Genomic DNA, 22,536 nt, shown 5'->3' with positions numbered 1-22,536 from the left:
GGTCGTTGGCGGGGGCGCGGGGCTTTTGCAGAATGCCGCTGGCGAGGATGGTGGCGCCGAGCGAGGGCTCCGGCACGGGCGAGGGCGTCGGCAGCGTCGTGGCCGGGGCCGCGGCGAAGGTGGCGCTGGCCGCCATCGCCGGGGCCTGCTGCTCCATCACCTCGGCGGCGGCCTCCGCGATGGCATCGGTGAGGCGCGCAAGCGAGTCCATCGCGATCGGCGCGTCGGCGGGCTCTTCGACCGCGGGAGCGACGACCGGCTGAGGCGCGATCGGCTCGGGCAACTCGGCGGCGACGGGCGCTGCGGTCTCCGCGAGCCTCGGCTCCGGAACGGCCGCCTCCATCTCGGAAGCTGCGATGATCTCGTCGAACTCCGGATCGGGCGCGGCCATCTCCAGCGCGATGGCCTCGAGCACGGCATCGTCCTCGGCCTGCGCGGCCGCGTCGAGCGCGAATGCGTCCGCGGTCTCCGCGACAGCGTCAGCGACCGGCGCTTCAAACGAAACGTCTTCACGCGCTGCGTCCTCGGGCGCGATAGTGTCAGGCGCGACTTGGTCGAGCGCGACGTCTTGAACGGCGATCCGGCTTTCGACGGCCATCTGACTCTCGGCCGGCCTCTCCGGCGCGGCGGCTTCGAGTGCCGGCTCCGCCGCCGCGAACGCTTCGGCAACGCCGGCCGTTGCCATGGCCGCTTCCGGTTCGGCTGCGGCGTCCTGCGGCGGCTCCGCAAAAGCCACGGGTGCTGCACCGGCCATCGCCTCCGGCGCGGTCTCGACAGGCGCCTCGGCGACGGATGACGGCGCCTCCTGCACCGGAGCCGGGGGCGCCGCCTGCTTCGGTGCGCCGCCCTCGGTCTGCTCGACCCGGTCCTTCAGCAGATCGAAGGCGATCCTGAGCTCGACACGGGGATCGATGGCCTGGGCCTGACCGCAGGCGGCCTCGATCGAGGCGAGCTGCGAATCAATGAGGTCGCAGATTCGCCCGTCGGCGCCGATCTCGCGCCAGCGCCAGGAGATCTCCTTGATGATACGCACCCCGCGCGGAATCGGCGCGAGGCTCGCCTCGATCGCCGCGGGGTCGAACGCGGCAAGCGCAATGGTCTCGGCCTCGCGGATCGCGCGGCGGATCTCGACCAGCGCCTCGGGCAGGTGGTCCTCGACGACGGGTTGCCGCTGCGCCGCAAGGGTTTCCTCGATCTTCGCGACCGCGTCGAGCACCATGCGCGTGTCGGCATTGCGGTTGCGCTTGGCGTATTCGCCAAGGAACCAGCGGCCGCGCGCCGTCTCCATGAAGGCTTCGCGGATCGCGTCGTAATCCTGCTCGTTCGGCTCGGCCGCGCGGGCAGACATGGGCGAGAGGGCGAATGCTTCGTTGGCCATGACGATCTCGTCGCGCAAATCACTACGCGTTACTGTAACGATCACCACGATATCGACCGAATCGCAATTGGTTTGATGCAGTCCGAATCACAAATCCCCATCGCGGCATCGAGGAAGCGGCGATTCGCCGTCAGCCTCGCCCTGTTCTATTCGGCCGTGTTCGCGGTCTCGGGCACGCATCTGCCGTTCTTTCCGGTATGGCTGAAGGCGATCGGCATCGACGCGGCCTGGATCGGGCTGATCAACGCGCTGCCGGCGATCACCCGCTTCACGACGTTGCCGCAAGTGACCGCCTTTGCCGAGAAGCGACAGGCGATCCGCGCGGCCATGATGGTGTCGGTGCTGGCGACCGCGATCGGCTTTACGGCGGTCGGCCTGCAGCAGCAGCCGCTGGCGCTGTTCCTGATCTACGCGCTGACCTGCACGATGTGGACGCCGACGATGCCGCTGACCGATGCCTATGCGCTGCGCGGCGTCGCCCGTTACGGGCTCGATTATGGACCCTTGCGGCTGTGGGGCTCGGCGGCGTTCGCCGCCGGCTCGCTCGCCTGCGGCTATCTCATCGACAGCATCGCCGCGCGCGACCTGATCTGGATCATCGTCGCGTGGGCCGTCGTTGCGGTCGCAGCCAGCCTGCTGCTTCAGCCGCTCGACGATCTCAGGCGCAAGACGACGGAGAGGCATGCCGGCAAGGCGCTGCTGCGCGATGCCGGCTTCTGGGCGATTATCGTCTCGGCCGCGCTGATTCAGGGCAGCCACGTCGCCTATTACACCTTCTCGGCCATCAACTGGCAGCTCCATGGGATCAGTGGGCTGACCATCGCGGGGCTGTGGACGCTGGGCGTGATCGCGGAGATCGTCGTGTTCGCGCTGTCGCCGCGCTTCTCGCTGCATCCCTCCACCATGATCGCGATCGGCGGCTTAAGCGCCGTGGTGCGCTGGATCGTCACCGCGAACGAGCCGCCGCTGGCGCTGCTCGCGATCGTCCAGCTTGGCCACGGCTTCACCTTCGGCATGACCATCCTCGGCACCATGAGTCTCCTGGTGCGGCGTGTGCCGCAGCACCAGATCGCGCGGGGGCAGGGCTACTACGCCGCGTGCAACGGCCTCCTGGGGGCTGCGACCTCGATCGCGTCGGGCGCGATCTACGCCCGCATCGGTGACGGCCTGTACTACGTGATGGCCGTGATGGCGGCCGCCGGTGCGCTGGTGATCTGGTCAGCGCGGCACCGGCTCATGGCTCAGCCCCAGAGCGAGGCGTCCGGCGGATAGACCAGGCTGTCGTCGTACCGCAGCCCGTGGTCGCGGTCGCGTGCCAGCAACAGCGGGCCGTCGAGATCGACGAAGCGCGCCTGCGGCGTCACCAGCATGGCCGGGGCCATCGACAGCGATGTCGCGACCATGCAGCCGATCATGATCTCGAAGCCGAGCGCCTGCGCCGCATCGGCCATCGCGAGCGCCTCGGTGAGGCCGCCGGTCTTGTCGAGCTTGATGTTCACGGCGTCGTAGCGGTCGCGCAAGGGCGCAAGCGAGGAGCGGTCATGCACGCTCTCATCGGCGCAGACCGCGAGCGGCCGCCTGATCCGCGCCAACGCCTCGTCCCTGCCCGCCGGCAGCGGCTGCTCCACCAAGGTGACGCCGACGGCGGCGCAGGCGGCGAGGTTGGCTTCCAGATTGGCTTCGGTCCAGGCCTCGTTGGCATCGACGATCAGCTCGGATTCGGGCGCGGCCCTGCGCACCGCCGCGATCCGCTCCGGATCGCCGTCGCCGCCGAGCTTGATCTTGAGCAGCGGCCGGTGCGCCGCCTTGGCGGTCGCGGCCGCCATGGCCTCGGGGGTTCCTAACGAGATCGTGTAGGCGGTGGTGCGCTCGCCCGGCACCGGGCGCTCGAGCAGGTTCCAGGCGCGCAAGCCGGCCGCCTTGGCCTCGAGGTCGATCAGGGCGCAATCCAGGGCGTTGCGGGCCGCACCGGGCGCCATGGCGGCCTGGAGGGCCTGCCGCGAGATACCGTCGGCGAACGCCTCCTGCATGGCCTGGATGGCCGCCAGCGTCGCCTCCGGCGTCTCGCCATAGCGGGGATAGGGCACGCACTCGCCGCGGCCGGTCAGCCCGTCCCGGCTGACCTCAACCGTGACGGTCACGGCCTCGGTCTTGGCCCCGCGGCTGATGGTAAAACTGCCCGCGATCGGGAAGCGCTCGATTCGCGCCGCCAGGGACGCAAATTTGATGGAAGTCATTTTGAACTCTGGCGAAATCTGAACCTGCTAGTTACCTCTAGCAACTAACATTAACCACTTGGGGATACCTTCTCTGGGTAAGGGCGCGTGCGCAACTCTCTGATTTTCTCCGCCCCGGTACGGGAGCGGACATCTTGAACAGCGATCCGAAGCTGGAACGGATTGCCAAGGGCAACGCGCTGGCACTTTGCGCCACTGGGACCTGGACCGCGAGCTTCGCGCCGGTGCTGGAACGGATAGTGGCCGACGCCGAGAAGCTCGCCGGCAGCCCCCAAAGCATCTTCATCGACGTCTCCGAAGTCGCCAAGCTCGACACGTTCGGGGCCTGGCTGATCGAGCGGCTGCGCCGCAGCCTGACCAAGGGGCCGGTCGAGGCGCAGATCGCGGGGCTGTCCGCCAATTATTCCAGCCTCGTCGACGAGGTGCGGCGGGTCAGGGCGGGGGCCGTGGTCGACAGCAGCCCGATCACCATCGCCGGCATGCTGGAGCAGATCGGCCGGACCGTGGCCGGCGTCGGCGGGACGGTCGCGGGCCTCGTCGACATGCTCGGTGCCGTGCTCGCGGCCTGGTTTCGCGTTCTCATCCATCCGCGCTCGTTCCGCCTGACCTCGACCGTGCACCACATGGAGCAGGTCTGCTGGCGCGCGGTGCCGATCATCGTGCTGATCACTTTCCTGATCGGCTGCATCATCGCCCAGCAAGGCATCTTCCATTTCCGGCGGTTCGGCGCCGACATCTTCGTGGTCGACATGCTCGGCGTGCTGGTGCTGCGCGAGATCGGCGTATTGCTGGTCGCGATCATGGTCGCGGGCCGCTCGGGCAGCGCCTACACCGCCGAGCTCGGCTCGATGAAGATGCGCGAGGAGATCGACGCGCTGCGCACCATGGGCTTCGATCCGATCGAGGTGCTGGTGCTGCCGCGCATGATGGCGCTGGTGCTGGCGCTGCCGATCCTGGCCTTCCTCGGCGCCATGGCCGCGCTCTATGGCGGCGGGCTCGTGGCCTGGCTCTACGGCGGCGTCGAGCCCGAGGCCTTCCTGCTGCGGCTGCGCGACGCCATCTCGATCGATCATTTCATCGTCGGTATCGTCAAGGCCCCGGTCATGGCCGCCGTGATCGGCATCGTCGCCTGCGTCGAAGGGCTTGCCGTGCAGGGCAGCGCGGAATCGCTGGGCCAGCACACCACGGCGTCGGTGGTGAAGGGCATCTTCTTCGTCATCGTGATGGACGGCGTGTTCGCCATCTTCTTCGCCTCGATCGGGATGTGACGATGGCTGGCGAGATTCAGAATCCCATCATCCGCGTCCGCGACATCACCGTGCAGTTCGGCACGACGCGCGTGCTCGACGGCCTCAACCTCGACGTCAAGCGCGGCGAGATCCTCGGCTTTGTCGGCCCGTCGGGCGCGGGCAAGTCGGTGCTGACGCGTACCATCATCGGCCTCGTGCCGAAGGTCGCAGGCTCGATCGAAGTGTTCGGCGTCGACCTGGATTCCTCCAGCACCGCGCAGCGCCGCAACGTCGAGCGGCGCTGGGGCGTCCTGTTCCAGCAGGGCGCGCTGTTCTCCTCGCTGACCGTGCGGCAGAACATCCAGTTTCCGATGCGCGAATATCTGCGGGTCTCGCAGCGGCTGATGGACGAGATCACCATGGCCAAGCTCGCCATGGTCGGCCTCAAGCCGGAAGTGGCCGAGCGCTTTCCCTCCGAGCTCTCCGGCGGCATGATCAAGCGCGTGGCGCTGGCCCGGGCGCTGTCGCTCGATCCGGACCTCGTGTTCCTGGACGAGCCGACCTCGGGCCTCGATCCCATCGGCGCCGGCGACTTCGACGAGCTGGTCAGGACGCTCCAACGCACTTTGGGGCTGACGGTTTTCATGGTAACCCACGATCTCGACAGCCTTTACACAGCATGTGACCGCATCGCCGTTTTAGGGAACGGTAAGATCATTGCGGCAGGGTCGATCGCCGACATGCAGGCCTCGCAGCATCCCTGGTTGAGGCAGTATTTCCATGGCAAGCGCGCCCGCGCGGTCATGACTTGAGTAGCTGGGATGAGTAGCCGGAGCACCTGATGGAAACGCGGGCGAACTACGTCTTGATCGGGTCGTTCACGCTGGCGGTAATCGCCGCGGCGATCGGCTTCGTGCTGTGGTTTCAGTCGCTGCACACCACCAAGCAGCGCAGCCCCCTGCGCGTCGTGTTCGAGGGCCCGGCGGCGGGCCTGCGCAACGGCGGCAGCGTCAACTTCAACGGTATCCGGGTGGGCGAGGTGGTCTCGGTGAAGCTCGACAACCCGCGGCGGGTTGTCGCACTCGCCATGATCGAGAACAACGCCCCGATCCGCAAGGACACGCTGGTCGGCCTCGAATTCCAGGGCCTCACCGGCGTTGCCGCGATCTCGCTCAAGGGCGGCGACGAGGCCGCGGCCCCGCCGCCGCTCGACCAGGACGGCATCCCGACGCTCACCGCCGATCCCAACAAGCTGCAGGACGTCACCGAGGCGATCCGCGGCACGCTGCAGAACATCAACAAGATCGTCGCCGACAATCAGGAATCGGTGAAGAACTCGCTGAAGAATCTGGAGACCTTCACCAATTCGCTCGCGCGCAATTCCGAGAAGATCGACGGCGTGATGGCCAAGGTCGACGGCGTCATGCTCAAGGCCGACAATCTCATGCTCGGTCTCAACACGCTCGCCGGCGGCAAGGATGGCGGCGAGCTGTTCCAGGCGGTGAAGTCGATCCGCGAGCTCGCCGACGATTTCGACAAGCGTTCCGGCGCGCTGATGGCCGACGGCCGCCGCACCCTCGGCGACATCAGTCGCGCCGTGAACAATTTCGACCGCAACCCGACCCGCGTGCTGTTCGGCGCCAGCAACAGCAGCGCCCCACCGCCGCCGCCCGAGCCGCCGAAGCCGGCGGCCGGTCCCGCGCCCCGGCGTCAGTAGTGCATCCTGCGCCCCCGCTGATAATTCCGTCATCCTGAGGTGCGCGGCCTGCGATGCGCAGCAGCGCGGGCCAAGCCTCGAAGGATGTCCGGCCCTTCTGCTGCGTCTCAATCTACGTTCTGGACTTCGGCGCGCGTGCGCGCCGTTGCGCAAGCTGGCTGACTGCGCTCCAATCCGAACGGACGAGCGCCTCTTTCTTGGCGCGGCTCCAGCCCTTGAGCTGTCGTTCGGCCGCGATACCGTCGGTGATGCGTTCGAAATGTTCAGACCACACGAGCACGACCGGCCGTCGCGAATATGTGTATCCGGGATATGCGCCGGCGTTGTGCTCGTCGACGCGCTTGGACGTGTCCTCGCCAGTCGCGCTCCCGATGTAATAGGAGCCGTCCGCACATTTCAGCATGTAGACGTAGATGCCCACACTGTCGTCCTTCGAGGCTCGCCGTCTGATGCTTGGCACCGTATGACGCGCAACTCAGGATGACGGCGGCGAGTTCCGTGTCAAGCAGAATTCTGCAATTTAAAGCTGCGTATCAGAGTTAAGTCATCCTGAGGTGCGAGCCATGCGGCGCAAAGCGGCGCATGGGGAGCCTCGAAGGACGCACGGCCGATGCAGCCGGGCTGTCGCCCTTCGAGGCTCGCCCTGCTTCGCAGGACGAGCTCCTCAGGATGACGGGATGGCGCGGTGGTTGCCGAGTCCAACTTCCAACGCTGCGCGCCTCGCAATCGCTCAAGCAAAAACGGAGGCCAGAGCACCGAACGCTGCTCTCAGCCGCACTCTGGCTTCGGTACCCACCGGAATTCGATATCGTCGGCTTCGATCATCCATACGAATGCCTTTCGCTGAGCGCCGTAGGCCCACTCGATCTCATGAATCAAGTGACCACGATCTGAAACCCGAAACTCGTCGTATCGCCAGTCGCCGTGTGACGTCGCATCCGCCGATAGCTCTTGAAGCGAATAGGCGTACACGGTCGGATATGTGATCTCGATGTGCCCGTCGTGGTAGGCGCCGAGCAGACGAAGCGCGATTGAGCAGGATCGCTGACGGGTCCGAGCGCCAGGTCTTTTCGATATTTGCAGCGACTCCAGCCAGGCATCATGCGGGCAGCGGTGGTCTCGCGGATTGTAGAACCAGTCGGAGGTCGCAAGTTCGTAGGCGCGCGGCGGGAAGGCGGACTGGCTTTCGGCCAGGTAAGTTTCGTACCGCTCGAACGCAGTCTTTGCCGCTGGATATCCGTCGTCGCGTCCGTCATCCGAGAGAATGAAGACCATCGGCGATTCCCGTGCTTGGCGCTTCCACAATGCAAAACGGAGCCCCCTGAGGGCTCCGCTTCGTTCGCTGTTCGCCACTCGCTATTCGCCGCTCACCCCAGCCGTCCGGCCGCATGCGCCAGCAGCGTGTAGACCAGGCCCGTCTCCGAGGTCAGGTGGCCGCGCAGCTCCTGCGGGCCGCGGCCGTCGCGGGCGACTTCGTCGAGCAGGCGCTCGAACTCGGCGACGTAGCGGTCGACCGTGCCCTTGAAGTTGCGGTCGGCGCGGTACTTGCGGGCGACCTCGTCGAAGGCCTTCTGGCCGGCGGGCGTGTAGAGGCGCTTGGTGAACGCCTTGTTCTCGCCGCGCTGGTAGCGGTCCCACATCTCGGCGGCGAGGTTGCGGTCCATCAGCCGGCCGATGTCGAGCGACAGCGATTCCAGCGGATTGCTGTTGGCCTGCGGGGCCTGCGGCTGCGGCGCGGGGCGGCCACGGGGAGCCTCACGTCCGGTCGGGGCGCCCTGATTGGCGTCGGTGCGGCTGAGCAGGTCCGACAGCCAGCCGTCACGGCCCGGATCGTTGCCGCCAGGCGCGACCGGCGGCGCTTCGGTGCGGCGCGCGGCCGGCATGCCGAGGTCCGGCGGCGGCAGCGTGGAGGCGCTGCCGGTGTCGCGCATGCGGGTCTCGGTCGCGCGAGTGCCCGCAACGGCCATGATCGGCTCCTCCTGGCGATGCACGGCGACGGAGGCGCGGCCCGCCGTGGTGACGTCGAGGCCGCGGCCGTGCTGGGCCACGATGCGGTTGAGCTCGGCGAGCGCCTCGATCTGGTCGACGATCACCTTGCGCATCTGCGCGGTGCTCTCGGCGGCCTCCTGCGGCATCTCGAGCACACCGCGGCGCAGCTCGTTGCGGGTGGCTTCGAGCTCGTTGTGCATCTCGAGGGCCATCTGCTTCATGCTGGCGACGAGGTTGGTGAACTTCTCGGTCGACTGCTTGAACATCGCGTCCGCCTCGTCGGTGGTCTGGCGGTAGATGTCGTGCATCGCCTCGATGGTCTGGCGGTGCTCCTCCTCGGAGGCCACGCGCACCGCCTCGAACTGGCGGGTGATCGCGGCCGAGCCGGCGCCGGCGGTCTCGGCGACGACGCGGGCGATATCGCGGGCACGCTCCTCGGCCGCGGCCAGCGATTCATCGAGCAGGCCGGTGAAGCGCGACAGCCGCTGGTCGAGATCGGCGGTGCGCAGGTCGATCGTGGTGACCAGCGATTCCAGCGCCTGCTTGCGCTCGGCGAGCGAGGCGGTGGTGTTCTTGTTGCTCTGCTCGACGACCTGAGCGGCCTCGACCAGTGCCTTGCCGTGCGCGTCGAACTGGGTCGAGAGCTCGCCGAGATCCTGCAGCGCCTTCGTGGTCTTGCTGTTGAAGACGTTGAGCTGCTCTTCCAGGTTCTGCGTCGCCGCGCCGTTGCGCGAGGTGACGTCGTTCATCGCCGAGACGAAGTCGGCGACGCGCGTCACCAGCGCCCGCTCGAGCGAGTTGAGGTTGTCGTGCGCACCGGTCAGCACTTCCTGGAGCAGGATGTTGCCTTCGCGCAGACGCTCGAACAGCGCCACGGTGTCGGTGCGCAGGATCTTGCTGGTCTCCTGCATCTCGGTGACGGCCGCGACCGAGACCTGGCGCGACTGGTCGATCGCGGAGCGCGAGGCCTGCTCGAGATCCTTGAGCGACTTGCCGACCGCGCTGGTGGCGATCTCGCTCGCCGCGTTGATGGTGCGGGCCACTTCCGAGCCGTTGCCCATCATGGTCTGCGAGAAGGCCTGGCCGCGCGTCTCGATCGACTTCAGCGCGTCCGAGGTGACGCGGTCGATGTCGAGCGTGAGCTGGCTGGTCTTCGAGCCGATCGCGTCGACCAGCGCGCCGCGCTTGGCGTCGATCATGTTCGACAGACGGTCGGCCTGCTGCTGCACGTAGGTGACGATCTCGTCGGTCTTGCCGGTCATGGCCTGGCCGAAGCTGGAGCTGGCGGCGAGCACCGAACGTTCGACGTCGGCCGAGCTCGACTTGACCCGCGAGCTCGCCTCGTTGGAGGCCGAGATCAGCGCGTTCTGGGCGTTGAGCGCGCTGGTCTGGATGTCGTTGGTGGCGTTCGCGGCGGCCGCGCTCAGCGTGCGCTCGATCTCGGTCGAGATCGTGCGGATCTGGCTCGCGGCGTCCGCCGAGGTCGAGGTCAGCGAGGTCTGGGCCTCACGGGCGCTGTTGAGGATGGTCGAGGCGGTGTCGGCGCCGACCGCGGTCAGCGTGCGCTCGATGTCCGTGGTCAGCGACTTGATCTGGCTCGCCGCGTCGGTCGAAGCCGAGATCAACGTGCCCTGGGCCTCGCGCACGCCGCTGGTGAGCGCCTCGATGGTGGCGCCGCCGGCGGTCGCCAGCGCGCGCTGCATCTCGGCCGCGAGCGAACGGACCTGGCTGGTCTGTTCGGCCGAGACCGTAAGCAGGGTGCTCTGGGCGTCGCGGGCGCTGGTGGTGATGGTCTCGGCGGTCGACTGGCCGACCTGCGAGAGCGAACGATGAACTTCGGCCGCCAGCGACTTGACCTGGTTCGCCGCATCCGAGGATGCCGTGACCAGCGTGCTCTGGGCTTCGCGGGCGCCGCTCATGATGGTTTCGGCCGTCGAGGTGCCGGCCATGGTGAGCGAGCGCTGCACGTCCGAGGACAGCGCCTTGATCTGGTTGGCGGTCTCGGTCGAGGCCGCGATCAGCGCGCTCTGCGCGTCGCGGGCGCCGGCGGTGATCGATTCCGCCGTGGTGGTGCCGGCCAGCGACAGCGAGCGCTGCACGTCGGCGGTGAGCGTCTTGACGTGGTTGGCCGCGTCCGAGGACGCCGTGACGAGAGTGGTCTGCACCTCGCGGGCGCCGGCCAGGATCGAGGCTGCGGTGGCCGAGCCTGCCGCCGACAGCGTGCGCTCGACGTCGGACGCGAGCCCCTTGATCTGGTTGGAGGCTTCGCCCGACGCCGCGACCAGGGTCGACTGCGCCTCGCGGGCGCTGCTCAGGATCGAGTTCGCAGAACCGGTGCCGGCCGCGGTCAGTGCGCGCTCGACCTCGGCGGAGGTCATCTTGAGCTGGGCGTTGACGTCGGAGGAGACCGTCATCAGCGACTGCTGGGCGGCGCGCGCGCCGGTCTGGATCGTCTCGCTGGTGTTGACGACGAGATTGGTGAGCGAGCGCTCGGCGTCCTCGACGTGCGAGCGGATCGCGGTCGAGATCATCTCGGCGCGGGACATCATGTCCTCGCTGGCCTGGCGGCCGCTGCTCTCGATGCGGCCGGCAACGGCCTCGACGCGCGAGCCGAGCAGGTCCTCGAACTGCGCCACGCGCACGTCGATGTCGCTGGCGACCGAGCCGACCTTGGTCTCGATGGCCTGCTGGATCTCCTGGAAGCGCGCGGTGACCGTGTCGGTCAGATGCATGCTGCGGCCGTCGATGATCTCGGTGACACCGGTGATGCGGCGGTCGACCGCCTCGATCGCCTGCGCGGTGCCGTCCGTGAGCGTCGAGGTCAGCAGCGTCAGCCGCGTGTCGATCGAGTGCACGGCCTGCGAGGCGCCGTTGGTCACCGTGGTGGTCAGGTAGGTGAGGCGGCTGTCGATCGACTCGAGCGCCTGCGAGGCGCCGCCGGTGAGCGTCGTCGTGAGGTGGGTCAGACGGGTGTCGATCGACTGGATGGTCTGCGAGGCGCCGTCGGTCAGCGTGCTCGTGAGGTGGTTGAGGCGCGCATCGATGGTTTCGACGGCCTGCGATGCACCCTCGGTGAGCGAGGTCGTGAGGTGGTTGAGGCGCGCATCGATGGTTTCGACGGCCTGCGATGCGCCCTCGGTGAGCGAGGTCGTGAGGTGGGTGAGGCGGCTGTCGATCGACTGGATCGCCTGCGCGGCGCCGTCGGTCAGCGACGAGGCGAGCGTGTTGATGCGCCCGTCGATCGTCTCGGTCATCGACCTCGCGCGGCTGTCGAACGACTGTTCGAGCGCGGTGACGCGGCCGCCGAGCTGCTCGTCGAAGGTCTTGATGTGGCCTTCGATCGTGGAATCGAGGCCGGCGATCTTGCCGTTCAGCGAGGCGTCGAAATTGCCGACGCGGTCGCCGATGGTGGTCTCGAACTGCGCCAGGCGCTGGTCGAGGATCGCGGTGATCTCGCCGCCGTTGGCGGTGAAGCGGGTGTCGAAATTGTCGACATAGGTCTTCAGCGACTCATGGATGTCCTGCGTGCGCTGGCCCATGCGCTCGACGATCTCGCCGCCGAAGGTCTTCACGGTGCGGTCGAACTCGGAGATGTGGCGCGTGATCAGGGCGCCCAGCGTGCCGGAGTCGCGGGCGAATTTCTCGACCAGCTCGGTGCCCTGGTTCCTGACCAGTTCGTCGAACGCGCTCATCTGCAGCGACAGCGAATCGTGCGCGGTCTCGGTCTGGCTGACGACCTTGGCGACGAGGGTGTTGACGGTGGCGTCGAGCGCCTCGCTCGCCTTGTCGCCGCTCGTCATGATCTGGCTGGCGAGGCGGTTGCCGGCGTCGTCGATCTTGGCGGAAAGGTCGTTGGAGCGCAGCTCGAGCTCGAGCAGCAGCGAGTCGGAAGAATTCTTCAGGCTGTCGTGCACCTGCTCGGTGCGCTCGGAGATGCCGTCGACGATCGCAGCGGAGCGCTGCTCGAATTCGCCGGTGATGCGGTCGATGCGCTCGTTCAGCATCTCGTGGACGCGGTCGGCGAGGTCGACGAACTCGTCGTGGACGTGGCCGGTCTTGAAGTTGAGGCTGGTGGTCAGCCGCTCGCTGGCGTCGAGCACGGCGCGCGTGGTCTCGTTGCTGGCCTCCTCGAGGCGGTCGAGCAGGTCGCCGCCGCGTTCGCCGAGCGCCAGGATCATGTTGTCGCCGGCATTGCTCAGCGCGCTGGTGATGTGGGCGCCGCGCTCTTCCAGCGCGCCGGTGATGGACTTGGCGACCTCGTCGACGCGCGAGGCGATCGCATCCGAGATCAGCGCGATGTCGTGGCGCAAATCGATCTGCACGCCGGAGATGGCGCTGCGGACCTGCTCGGCCTGGCCGACCAGGTTGTCGCGCTGGTGCGCGATGTCCTGGAGCAGGGCGCGGATGCGCACCTCGTTGTCGGAATAAGCGCGTTCGAGCGCGGCGACCTCGTTGGCGACCAGCGTCTCGAGCTCGCCGGCGCGCGCGATCGCGCGCTCGATGCCGTCGCCCATCGCCGCGACTTCGCGGCGGATGGCCTGGCCGACGGTGACCATGGAATCGGAGGCCGAGCCCTCGGGCTCGGAGAAGCGGATCGCGACCTGCGCCATCGCCTGGGCGATCATGCGCATTTCCTGGCCGCGCCAGACCAGGCTGGCGAGGAAGTAGAACAGCATGATCGGCGCGAAGAACATCGCGATCAGGCCGGCAATGACGAGCACGCCGCCGCTCTGGCCCATGGCGGCCTGGATCGAGGGCAGGAAGCCGAACGTCAGCGCGGCGCAGGCGGCGAGCCAGACGCCGGCGAAGATGGTGGCGAAGGTATAGACGCTGCGGGCAGGGCGGCCCTTCTGCAGCGCCTGCAGCAGCTGGCCGATGGTCTCGCGGTCGTCATTGGCGGCGCGACGCGAAGCGCGCGGCTCCTCGACCGGGTCGAACACGGTCGAGCGTTCGTTGGCGGCAGGGCGCGGCTCGAAGCTCGGCTCGTCGAAGGCCGGAGGCGTCACCGGGGGCGCCGTCTCGTTGCGCATCGCGGCGTTGCGGCTGGTGTCCGCAGCGGTGTCGCTGATGTTGAGGGCTTCCTGGATTGCAGAAAGCGCGACTTCTGTGGGGTCTTTGACCTTTTTCGGAGTGTTCGCCATGTTCAGTCCGAGCCCTCGTTACTTGTACGCGTCCCCCCGCGAGCCCTGCGCCCTGCGCAAGCCCACAGACCGGATCATGCCGCTTGCGCGGATCTCCGAGCCGTCCCCACCCGGACGGCTTGTCCGCCAATTTCCGAAACATCCTATTGGCAGAGCGTCGCGAATGAAATGCCCGCGATTAAGACATTCTTAATCATCGTTAACAGGATCGCGCCGTAACGCCTTAGCAATAAATGAAATTCTCCACCGGACTCGGCCAATTGCGGCAACTTTTCGTCAATAAGCGGGCGGAACTGCGTCTCCGACCCCGAACATTTCGTTAACCATTTCCATGCTTGGGTGAGGCGAAGTCACCGCCGGACCGGCGGAACCGTCGCGCGATGCCGGGGCCTTTCGCCATGACGCCTGAACTGCAACGGATGGACTGGATGCCTTCGCCCCCGATTGCCCCCATCGACAGCCCGCTCGACCTCGACCATCTCTCCCGGATGACGCTCGGCGATGCGGATTTGGAGCAGGAAGTGCTGGCCATGTTCGCCGAGCAGGCGGTCCGCCTGATCGCGGCGATGGCGGGATTGCCGGCCGAGGCCGGCGCGCTTGCCCACAAGCTCAAGGGGTCGGCGCGCGGGATCGGCGCCTTTGCGGTAGCCGACGCCGCCGCAAGCCTGGAGACCGCGATCCAGATCGGCCAGAACGAGCGCCACGCCTTCGCCGCGCTGAAGGAGGCCGTGACCGAGACCCGCGCCGCCATCGAGGCGATCCTGAAGGCTTGAGACCACGCGGCCGAGCCGGGCACGAGGCTCTTGTTTTAGCCTCTTGTTTTGACGCATTTTCCTGCCGCAAAGCGGCATTCACTTCGCATCAAAACCCTATGGCGCCGGGCTGATCGACCCGTTATAGGACAGCCCGGACCCTCCTTCATTCCCAGCACCGCGGCAACACGAGCACACATGGCCAAAATTCACTTTGTCGACCACAAGGGCGAAACCCGCACGGTGGAAATCGAGAACGGCGCAACCGTGATGGAAGCCGCGATCCGCAACAGCATTCCCGGGGTCGAGGCCGAATGCGGCGGCGCCTGCGCCTGCGCGACCTGCCATGTGTATGTCGACGAAGCCTGGCGCGAGAAGGTCGGCAGCCCGACGCCGATGGAAGAGGACATGCTCGACTTCGGCTTCGACGTGCGCCCGAATTCGCGCCTGTCTTGCCAGATCAAGGTCAGCGACGATCTCGACGGTCTCGTCGTGACGACGCCGGAACGTCAGGCCTGATCGTCCCTCGACAAGACTAACTGCTCGGCGGCGCGACCTCGATGCCGCGCTTGTGCCAGGGTCTGAATTTCTCGATCACCTCAGGGGTCAGCGGGGCCGGCCGGCGCGTCGCCTCGTCGAGCAAGACGCCGACCGACGTCGCCGAGGCGATGCATTTTCCTTCCGAGAACACGACCTGCTCGAAGGTCACGGACGTGCGTCCCAGCTTCACGACGCCGAGGCCGAGCTCGATGGTGCCCGGCCAATGCAGCTCGGCGCGAAAATGCATGTCGAGGCGCACCATGATCCAGGCGAGGCCCGGCGGCGTCAGGCCGTATTCCGGCAGCTTCATCAGCGTGACACGGCCGGTCTCGAAATAGGTGGCGTAGACCGCGTTGTTGACGTGCTGGTTGGGATCGAGATCGCCGAAGCGGACGTTGTCGCTGAGGCGGTAGGGGAAGTCCTCCAGGCGCGGTGTCGTATCGAGGCGACTTGGTGCGTTCACCGATTGATCTCCGTCATATCTTGCTCGTTACAGCCCAGTTATCCTGCCCCGGCAAGTGGCCGCGGCTGCGGGGCGCTCCCGCTTTTATGCCTTCCCTGATCCATCCCCGTTGGCTAGACAGGCGGGGTCACCTCGGCCCAGCGCGGTCACCTCGGCCCAAAGGGCGCCGTCCAACAGATAGCGACAGACAAAGAGACGACATGAGCGACGCGATCAAAACCGATGTGCTGATTATTGGCGCCGGCCCCTGCGGTCTGTTCGCCGCCTTCGAGCTCGGCCTTCTCGACATGAAGGCGCATTTCGTCGACATCCTCGACAAGGTCGGCGGCCAGTGTGCCGAGCTCTATCCGGAAAAGCCGATCTACGACATTCCCGGCATTCCGCACGTCTCGGGGCAGGGCCTAACCGAAGCGTTGATGGAGCAGATCAAGCCGTTCCATCCGACCTTCCATCTCGGCGAGATGGTCGAGACCGTGGAGAAGATCGGCGATCCCTTGTTTCGCTGCACCACGGATGCGGGCAAGGTGTTCGAGTGCAAGGTGCTGGTGATCGCGGCCGGCGGCGGCTCGTTCCAGCCCAAGCGTCCGCCGGTGCCGGGCATCGAGGCCTATGAAGGCACCTCGGTGCATTACGCGGTGCGCAAGATGGAAACGTTCCGCGACAAGAACGTGCTGGTCGTCGGCGGCGGCGATTCCGCGCTCGACTGGACGCTCAATCTGCACCCCATTGCCAAGCGCATCACGCTGCTGCACCGGCGCGACGAGTTTCGCGCCGCGCCCCACAGCGTCGAGCAGATGCGCGCGCTGGTTGTCGACGGCAAGATGGATCTCCGTCTCGGCCAGGTCACCGCGCTCTCCGGCGCCGAAGGCAAGCTCACCGGCGCCACCGTCAAGGGCAATGACAACAGCATCACCGAAATCGCCTGCGACACCATGCTGCCGTTCTTCGGACTGACCATGAAGCTGGGTCCGGTCGCGAACTGGGGCATTGCGCTGGAGAACAATCTGGTGCCGGTCGAAACATCCGCGTTCGAGACCAATGTGCCGGGCATCTTCGCGATCGGCGACATCAACACCTATCCCGGCAAGATCAAGCTGATCCTGTGCGGCTTCCACGAGGGCGCGCTGATGTCGCAAAAAGCCCATCGCTACGTCTATCCGGAGAAGCGGCTCGTGTTCCAATACACCACCTCGTCCTCAAGCCTGCAAAAGAAGCTGGGGGTCAACTGACGGCAATGGGGCGGGAGGGGATGCCCCATGTTTCTGGTGCTGGAACAGTTCGCGAAATCGCCGTAGTCTGCGGCCATTCCGGTCGTGGAATAGCAAGGTGATCTAATGCGGAATTTCTCCAGCTTTCGGCTGCTCTCCTTCCTCGCGCTCGCGTTGTCGCTCGCGGCGGTGACACCGTCTGCGGCGCAGACCGCCGAGCCCACGGCGGCGGGCCTGTGGCAGAAGGTCGAGGACGGCAGGACGGTCGGATGGTTTCTCTTCGTCGACCGCAACGGCATCTTCGAAGGCGTGATCGCAAAGACCTTCCCGCGCCCCGGTGACGATCCGAACGAGGTCTGCAGCAAGTGCACCGATGACCGCAAGAACGCGCCGGTGCTTGGCATCTCCTTCGTCCGCAACATGAAGCGCGAAGGCTTGAAGTACGAAGGCGGCAACGTGCTCAATCCGCGCGACGGCCAGATCTGGAAAGCCAACATGAAGGTCAGTCCCGACGGCCAGACCCTGACTCTGCGCGGCTATCTCGGCATCGCGCTGCTCGGCAAGGATGAGACCTGGACGCGCCTGCCTGACGCCAACATCGCCCAGGTCGATCCCGCCATCGTCGCAAAATATCTGCCCGCCCAAGCCGCGACCACCAAGCCGCCGGCACCGGCGCCGAAGAAGAGCGGCGGCACGATGATGGCACCGGCCAAGCAATAGGGCTGGTTTTCGGTATTTCTCAGCGTCATCTTCTCGGCGCCGGATTTTGATCCTAGGCCGCATCCGCCGAAAGGCGCATGGCCTTGCGCCGTGCGGCAGTAGTTGCCCGGAATGCGGGTTGGCAGCGGATTTGCATAGTTGTCGTCAGCTGCCGGGGGAACGAGTCGCCGGTGCCGCGCCTGATTCAAGGCGCGGACAACCGATGGCTTTGTCGTCCCCCGAACGGATCATTTTGATCGCGGGACGACGAGATGAAATTTTCAAGATTGTGCGCAGCGACGCTGCTGGGCGCGACGGCGCTTCTGACATTCTCGGCACAGGCGCGCGACGACGGGCGCTACGCCAACTCACCGCTAAAGCCCTGGTTCGAAAGCCTGCATAGCGAATTCGGTCAATGCTGCACCGACGCCGACGGCTACGTCATTGCCGACGTCGATTGGGAGTCCGATCGCGGCCGCTTCCGCGTCCGCATCGACGACGAATGGGTGGTGGTGCCCGACGGTGCCGTGATCACCGTGCCGAACAAGATCGGTCGCACCATGGTGTGGAAGCACTATATCGACGGTCATCCGCGCGTGCGCTGCTTCATGCCGGGCAGCATGACCTGAAAACGCTGACGGCGCCCGCATCCGATGCAGGCGCCGCAAGCGATGTAGAGGTTTAGCGCGCCTGGTTTCCCGAACCCGCGCTCGCAAGCTGCTTGACCCGGGGCGACAGCACCGAAACCTGGGCGGGCGAGGCGGGCATGCCGGCGATGATCATGGTGGGCGCGGCCGACTGCTCCTCGACGCCGGCGCCGCCGAGCACCTGCACCTGGGTCGCCGAGATCGGCAACGACTTCACTTCGTAAGAGGGAAGCTCACCGGCAAACGCGCTGGTCGAGCTCGCAAGCAAGGCGCCGGCGACGACGATCATGGTGAGAACACGCATTGGAAAATCTCCGTTGAAGATGTCAATCGGAGGTTTGGTCGTGACGATGCAGGAAGAGGTTCGCTCGCGTGCGAACAATCGTGTGTCCGTGCACGAACCCATTTGATTGCGTAATGCGATAGGATGAAACGACGACGAAGTTTTCCGCGTCAATGTTTCCGGATGGTTTCGCGGCATCGATCGACGCCGCTCGCAGCTAGCCGGTCTGCAGCTCCCGGTGCGGAGATCTGGCCGGCACTGCGGTCACGGGAAAGCGCAGGCTCATGGTCGTGCCGCGGCCGGGCGCGGAGGAGATGACCAGCTCGCCGCCATGGGCGGCCATGATCTCGCGGACGATCGACAGGCCGAGGCCGGCGCCGTCGCCTGCCGTATTGCCGGTCTGAAACGGTTCGGTCAGCCCTTGCTCGACGCCGTCCGGCAGGCCGGCGCCGTCGTCGTCGATCGAGATGCCGTTGCGGTCGAGCGTGGCGACGATGCGTCGCGCGCCACGGGCGTGGATGAGTGCATTGCCGACGAGATTGGCAAGCGCGCTGCGGACCGCAGCGTCGACGCCCTGTACCACGAATGGACCTTTGCCGTCCTGCTCCAGCGCAAGCTCGATGCCGGCGTCCAGCGCCGAGGGGCCGAAATCGGCCAGCACATCCAGCGTGATCTGGGCGAGATCGATCGGGCGCTTCTCGATCGCATGATTTTGCAGGCGCGCCAGGTCCAGCATGGCCGAGACCAGCGAGGTCAGCCGGCGGACGTCGCGCACCAGCTCGGCCTTCAGAGCCGGATCGGGCACATCGTCGATCTTGGCGCGCAGCAGGGTCAGCGGCGTGCGGAGCTGATGGGCGGCATTGCCGAGAAAGCGGCGCTGCATCCTGATATAGGCGTCGATCTCGCCGAAGGCGCGGTTCAAGGCCGCGACCAGCGGCTTCAGCTCGCGCGGGACCTCGGACAACGAGATCAGGCCCTGCGGGGCCGACGGATCGATTGCGAGGGCGCGACGCGCGACCCGCTCGATGCCGCGCGAGACGAAACGCGCAGCAAGCGCCGAACCGATCGCGACGGTGGCTGCGAAGGCCAGCGCCACCAGCATGATCGAAAAGACCCTGCGGAGGAGAAACGTCCTTGCAATACGGCCAAAGCGCACCTGAGGCTCGCCGACCATCATCGCGAGCCGCAACGGGCCCCGTTGCACCGCGGAGAGACAGAAGGTGCTGTTTTGGTCGAGCGTGCTGAAGACGGACGAACCGACGGGCCCGTGGTAGGGAAACACGAAGGGGAGGGCGGGCCGATGTTCGCTGCCGTACTCGCTGAGCAGGTCGCCCGCGGACACGACATACCAGAGGTTTGGGCTGTCCGCTTTCAGTTCCTCGAGGGCAGGAGTCGAACGTACCGTCAGTTTTTGCCCTTCGATCACTGTCGCGCGATCGAGAACGGCGGCCACAACTTGACAGGATCTAAACTCGCGTTCCTCGGTCGGATACCGCCAGATGAAGATACCGAGCATGGTCAGGAAGATCGCCGTGGCGGCGATGCCGAGCGACAGCGCAAACGTCCGGGCGATCGATCTCATTGCGCTGTCGCCAGCCGCAGGATGTAGCCAATGCCGCGCATGCTACGGATCTCGACGTCGCCGCCGAATGCGGCCAGCTTCTTCCTCAGGCGCGAGACCTGCGCTTCGAGCGTGTTGGATTCGATCTCGTCGTCGAAACCGTAGATTTCCTCGATCAGCGCGGCGCGGGTGATGACGCGATCGCGGCGCATCAAGAGGGCGGCGAGGATCAGCGCCTCGCGCCGCCGCAGCAGGAGTTTCCTGTCAGCGACCACGACTTCGTTGCTGCCGAGATGCAGCTCGACATTGCCGAGCGAAAGCACGGAGGGCGCGAGCAGGCGGGGCCGTCGCAACACGGCGCGCACCCGCGCGATCAGCTCCTGCGGCTCGAACGGCTTGCCGAGATAGTCGTCGGCGCCGCCGTTGAGGCCGTCGACGACGTCCTCCTTGGCGTCCCTGGACGTCAGCATGATGATCGCGGGGCGGTCGGGCGACCGGTTCAGCGCCGTGACCACCTGGAGCGCGTCGCCATCGGGCAGCATGCGATCGACGATCGCGAGATCATATTTGAAGTTGTCGAGCGCCTGACGGGCATCGGCGATCGAGCCGACGATGTCGACGATTCCGTGCAATTGTCCGAGCAGGCGGCTGACATAGGCGCCGATCTGCGGTTCGTCTTCGATCACGAGGGAACGCACGCGGGGTCGTCCTTGACTCTGCTGGGCAACACGCCCCTGAGCGTGACGCTCCCGGGCCGAAGTCTGGCGTTTCGGCTCTCGCAGGGTTCCCATTAAGGCAGCCAGCTTGGCGAATAAAAGGCAGGAGCGCGGGCGCTGGCGGTGCTGCCGCTCAAAGTTTTGACGCATGCAGGTCTCGCGGCAATGTTCGGGCAATGTCGGTTCGGCGGCCGCGACCGGCACACGGCGGCAGCGGGTCGGCCAGCAGCTCTCGCCTTGCAATCTTGGGGCAATTTTGCCGGACCACATGCTGGGGCTCGAACCACATCAGTCGACCAGGCCAGTAAGGCCGGTACGGGGCCCCCTAATGATGCATCTTGACGAAGCCGCTCTCCGCCTCTCGGGGAATGCGCGGCTGACGACCGCCGTGCTTGCCGCACTCGGCGCGACGCTGGCGATCCCTCAATCGGCCGTGGCGCAGACCGCGTTCACGCTGCCGGCGCCGCCGTTCGACCTGCCGATGCTGCCATCGCCCTCCGGAAACTGGACCGTCATGGTCGGCATCGGCGGACAGTACATGCCTGACTTCGTCGGATCGAAGAACGGCAAGCTGATGCCGATCCCGATCTTTTCGATTCGTCGCGCCGGATCGATCGATCAGTTTCGCGGGCCGCGCGACAGCGCCAGCATCGCGCTGCTCGACGTCGGCAATTTTCGCGCGGGACCTGCCTTCAAATACGTCGCCTCGCGCAAGGCCGACAAATATGCCGAGCTGATCGGCCTTGGCGACGTCAAGGCTGCCTACGAGCTTGGCGGCTTCGTCGAATATTATCCGGTCGATTGGCTGCGCTTGCGCGGCGAATTGCGCCAGGGCATGGGCGGCCACACGGGGACGGTCGCCGACATCTCCGCCGACGTCATCGTGCCGCTGATTCAAAGGCTGACGATCTCAGCCGGTCCGCGCTTCATCTGGAAGAGCACCAAGGCGACCGCGCCTTACTTCGGCGTCGATGCGGCGCAGGCACTGGCATCGGGATTGCCGATGTACGATGCGAAGAGCGGCGCGCACTCGGTCGGCTTCGGCAGCCAGATCTCCTATCGCATCAATCCGCAATGGGAGGTCCACGCCTATGTCGAATACGAGAAGCTGCTTGGCGACGCCGCGGACAGCCCGCTGGTGAAGCTGCGGGGATCGTCGAACCAGACCACCGTCGGCCTCGGCGCGTCCTATTCGTTCGATTTCAGGATTCGATAGCTCGCCATGCGCCGCATTGCATTTCTATGGATTGGCCTCGCGGCCGCTTGCGTCGCGCTCGGCGCCGCCGCGGCATTCGAGACGCGCGCGAGTCGTATTCAGGCGATCAAGACGGTCGGCATCGTCTCCGCCATCGGCGAGGAGATGAGCCTGACGCAAGCCGGTCTGACCCGACTGGGCACCACCGCGCAAAGCCTGCCGATCAGCGCGTGGGCGCTGGATGAGTTGATCGTCCAGCAGGCGAGCAGGCTGCTGGAGGGACGCTTTCGCGTGCAGCCCTTGACCTACAGGCGCGCTGCGTTTGCTGCCATCAGGGATTCGGCGGTTGCGCCCGTCAATCTCTTGCGTAGCGATCCGTTCAAGGAGCTGGTTCGCAGCGACGTCGCCCCGCAGGGGCTGGACGCGTACATCGTCATCACCCGGGCGCGGTCGAAACTTGGAAACGGCCGCAACGTCGAGGGCGTTGGCCTTGCCGAATACCGGACGCTGCTTGCGGATTACGGCCTGATCCACGCGCTGTACGAAGTTCGCATCATCGACGGCAAGTCGTTCAACGTGATCGAGAAGCGGGCGGCCGGGCCGCTCGACAACACCGGCACCGTGCCGCTGGCCGGTCCGAGCGGGCCAGTCGACGAGGCGCTGGGCGGTTCTGCGCCGAGCGAACGCCTGCGTGCGGCCGTCGTCGACCTCATTACGCGCAGCCTGCCGGTCACGTTCGGTGACATGCACTTGATCGGGGGATCGTGAAGCCGGCTCGTCG

20 protein-coding genes are annotated in these 22,536 nt (G+C 66.4%); 11 read left to right on the top strand and 9 right to left on the bottom strand.

All coding sequences use genetic code 11. The features are described 5' to 3' along the window. A partial coding sequence (locus E4K64_RS34590; protein WP_167772418.1) for a hypothetical protein occupies positions 1–1,378 on the bottom strand: 1,378 nt, incomplete at its 3' end. Positions 1,379–1,453: 75 nt separating this feature from the next. Between E4K64_RS34590 and E4K64_RS34585 the strand changes: the two genes are divergently transcribed. After that, positions 1,454–2,650 (top strand): MFS transporter, encoded by a 1,197-nt coding sequence (locus tag E4K64_RS34585; protein WP_135167347.1) that lies wholly within the window; start codon positions 1,454–1,456, stop codon positions 2,648–2,650. On the opposite strand, the gene dgcA is transcribed toward E4K64_RS34585, so the two are convergent. Beyond that, the gene (gene dgcA / locus E4K64_RS34580) at positions 2,620–3,615 is read right to left on the bottom strand and encodes an N-acetyl-D-Glu racemase DgcA (RefSeq protein WP_135167346.1); all 996 of its coding nucleotides are present in this window, start codon (positions 3,613–3,615) and stop codon (positions 2,620–2,622) included. The two genes, E4K64_RS34585 and dgcA, sit on opposite strands and share 31 nt — an antisense overlap. Positions 3,616–3,749: 134 nt before the next feature. Here dgcA and E4K64_RS34575 point away from each other — a divergent pair, with 134 nt between their 5' ends. Genes E4K64_RS34575 through E4K64_RS34565 form a run of 3 tightly spaced genes read left to right on the top strand, consistent with a single transcriptional unit; the run spans position 3,750 to position 6,561 of the window. Then, positions 3,750–4,883, top strand: coding sequence for an MlaE family ABC transporter permease (locus tag E4K64_RS34575; protein ID WP_135167345.1), 1,134 nt, complete (start codon positions 3,750–3,752; stop codon positions 4,881–4,883). Positions 4,884–4,885: 2 nt separating this feature from the next. After that, positions 4,886–5,656, top strand: coding sequence for an ABC transporter ATP-binding protein (locus E4K64_RS34570; protein WP_167772417.1), 771 nt, complete (start codon positions 4,886–4,888; stop codon positions 5,654–5,656). 29 nt (positions 5,657–5,685) lie between these two features. Continuing rightward, positions 5,686–6,561, top strand: coding sequence for an MlaD family protein (locus E4K64_RS34565; protein ID WP_135167343.1), 876 nt, complete (start codon positions 5,686–5,688; stop codon positions 6,559–6,561). Between the two features lie 112 nt (positions 6,562–6,673). On the opposite strand, the gene E4K64_RS34560 is transcribed toward E4K64_RS34565, so the two are convergent. From E4K64_RS34560 to E4K64_RS34550, 3 genes are all read right to left on the bottom strand, one after another. Continuing rightward, positions 6,674–6,982: a GIY-YIG nuclease family protein gene (locus E4K64_RS34560; protein WP_135167342.1), complete on the bottom strand. Its 309-nt coding sequence runs from the start codon at positions 6,980–6,982 to the stop codon at positions 6,674–6,676. A 347-nt stretch (positions 6,983–7,329) separates the two neighbouring features. Further along, positions 7,330–7,836, bottom strand: coding sequence for a hypothetical protein (locus E4K64_RS34555; RefSeq protein ID WP_135167341.1), 507 nt, complete (start codon positions 7,834–7,836; stop codon positions 7,330–7,332). A gap of 92 nt (positions 7,837–7,928) precedes the next feature. Next, positions 7,929–13,691: an apolipoprotein A-IV repeat region-like domain-containing protein gene (locus E4K64_RS34550; RefSeq protein WP_135167340.1), complete on the bottom strand. Its 5,763-nt coding sequence runs from the start codon at positions 13,689–13,691 to the stop codon at positions 7,929–7,931. 398 nt (positions 13,692–14,089) lie between these two features. On the opposite strand from E4K64_RS34550, the gene E4K64_RS34545 reads away from it, so the two are divergent. Next, the gene (locus E4K64_RS34545; RefSeq protein WP_135167339.1) at positions 14,090–14,464 is read left to right on the top strand and encodes an Hpt domain-containing protein; all 375 of its coding nucleotides are present in this window, start codon (positions 14,090–14,092) and stop codon (positions 14,462–14,464) included. Between the two features lie 177 nt (positions 14,465–14,641). Next, positions 14,642–14,962 (top strand): 2Fe-2S iron-sulfur cluster-binding protein, encoded by a 321-nt coding sequence (locus E4K64_RS34540; protein ID WP_018317347.1) that lies wholly within the window; start codon positions 14,642–14,644, stop codon positions 14,960–14,962. A gap of 16 nt (positions 14,963–14,978) precedes the next feature. On the opposite strand, the gene E4K64_RS34535 is transcribed toward E4K64_RS34540, so the two are convergent. Then, positions 14,979–15,446 carry an acyl-CoA thioesterase gene (locus E4K64_RS34535; RefSeq protein ID WP_135167338.1) on the bottom strand — a complete coding sequence of 156 codons (468 nt, stop codon included), beginning with the start codon at positions 15,444–15,446 and terminating at the stop codon, positions 14,979–14,981. A gap of 200 nt (positions 15,447–15,646) precedes the next feature. Here E4K64_RS34535 and E4K64_RS34530 point away from each other — a divergent pair, with 200 nt between their 5' ends. The 3 genes from E4K64_RS34530 (at position 15,647) to E4K64_RS34520 (ending at position 17,982) form a co-directional block, all read left to right on the top strand. Next, a complete protein-coding gene (locus tag E4K64_RS34530; protein ID WP_135167337.1) occupies positions 15,647–16,675 on the top strand; it encodes an NAD(P)/FAD-dependent oxidoreductase in 1,029 nt (342 codons plus the stop codon). Between the two features lie 105 nt (positions 16,676–16,780). Further along, positions 16,781–17,374, top strand: a complete 594-nt coding sequence (locus tag E4K64_RS34525) for a DUF2147 domain-containing protein (protein WP_135167336.1) — start codon at positions 16,781–16,783, stop codon at positions 17,372–17,374. Between the two features lie 251 nt (positions 17,375–17,625). After that, positions 17,626–17,982 carry a hypothetical protein gene (locus E4K64_RS34520; RefSeq protein ID WP_126255814.1) on the top strand — a complete coding sequence of 119 codons (357 nt, stop codon included), beginning with the start codon at positions 17,626–17,628 and terminating at the stop codon, positions 17,980–17,982. A 52-nt stretch (positions 17,983–18,034) separates the two neighbouring features. Here the strand turns inward: E4K64_RS34520 and E4K64_RS34515 are convergent, their stop codons facing one another. The 3 genes from E4K64_RS34515 to E4K64_RS34505 all read right to left on the bottom strand — a co-directional run bounded on the left by E4K64_RS34515 (position 18,035) and on the right by E4K64_RS34505 (position 20,542). Continuing rightward, positions 18,035–18,304, bottom strand: a complete 270-nt coding sequence (locus E4K64_RS34515; RefSeq protein WP_235884871.1) for a hypothetical protein — start codon at positions 18,302–18,304, stop codon at positions 18,035–18,037. A gap of 196 nt (positions 18,305–18,500) precedes the next feature. After that, positions 18,501–19,865, bottom strand: coding sequence for a sensor histidine kinase (locus E4K64_RS34510; protein ID WP_135167334.1), 1,365 nt, complete (start codon positions 19,863–19,865; stop codon positions 18,501–18,503). Further along, complete coding sequence (locus tag E4K64_RS34505; RefSeq protein WP_135167333.1) at positions 19,862–20,542, bottom strand: response regulator transcription factor; 681 nt, start codon at positions 20,540–20,542, stop codon at positions 19,862–19,864. The genes E4K64_RS34510 and E4K64_RS34505 overlap by 4 nt, the downstream gene beginning before the upstream one ends. A gap of 346 nt (positions 20,543–20,888) precedes the next feature. Between E4K64_RS34505 and E4K64_RS34500 the strand changes: the two genes are divergently transcribed. Together E4K64_RS34500 and E4K64_RS34495 are read left to right on the top strand one after the other, a co-directional pair. Next, positions 20,889–21,776, top strand: coding sequence for a MipA/OmpV family protein (locus E4K64_RS34500; protein WP_167772416.1), 888 nt, complete (start codon positions 20,889–20,891; stop codon positions 21,774–21,776). A gap of 6 nt (positions 21,777–21,782) precedes the next feature. Then, positions 21,783–22,523 (top strand): hypothetical protein, encoded by a 741-nt coding sequence (locus E4K64_RS34495; protein ID WP_135167332.1) that lies wholly within the window; start codon positions 21,783–21,785, stop codon positions 22,521–22,523. Positions 22,524–22,536: the final 13 nt, after the last annotated feature.

The sequence above is a fragment of the Bradyrhizobium frederickii genome, from assembly GCF_004570865.1.
GTDB classification, from domain to species: domain Bacteria; phylum Pseudomonadota; class Alphaproteobacteria; order Rhizobiales; family Xanthobacteraceae; genus Bradyrhizobium; species Bradyrhizobium frederickii.
The sequence above is the reverse complement of the archived record's forward strand: the minus strand, read 5'-3'. Positions and strand labels throughout refer to the sequence as shown.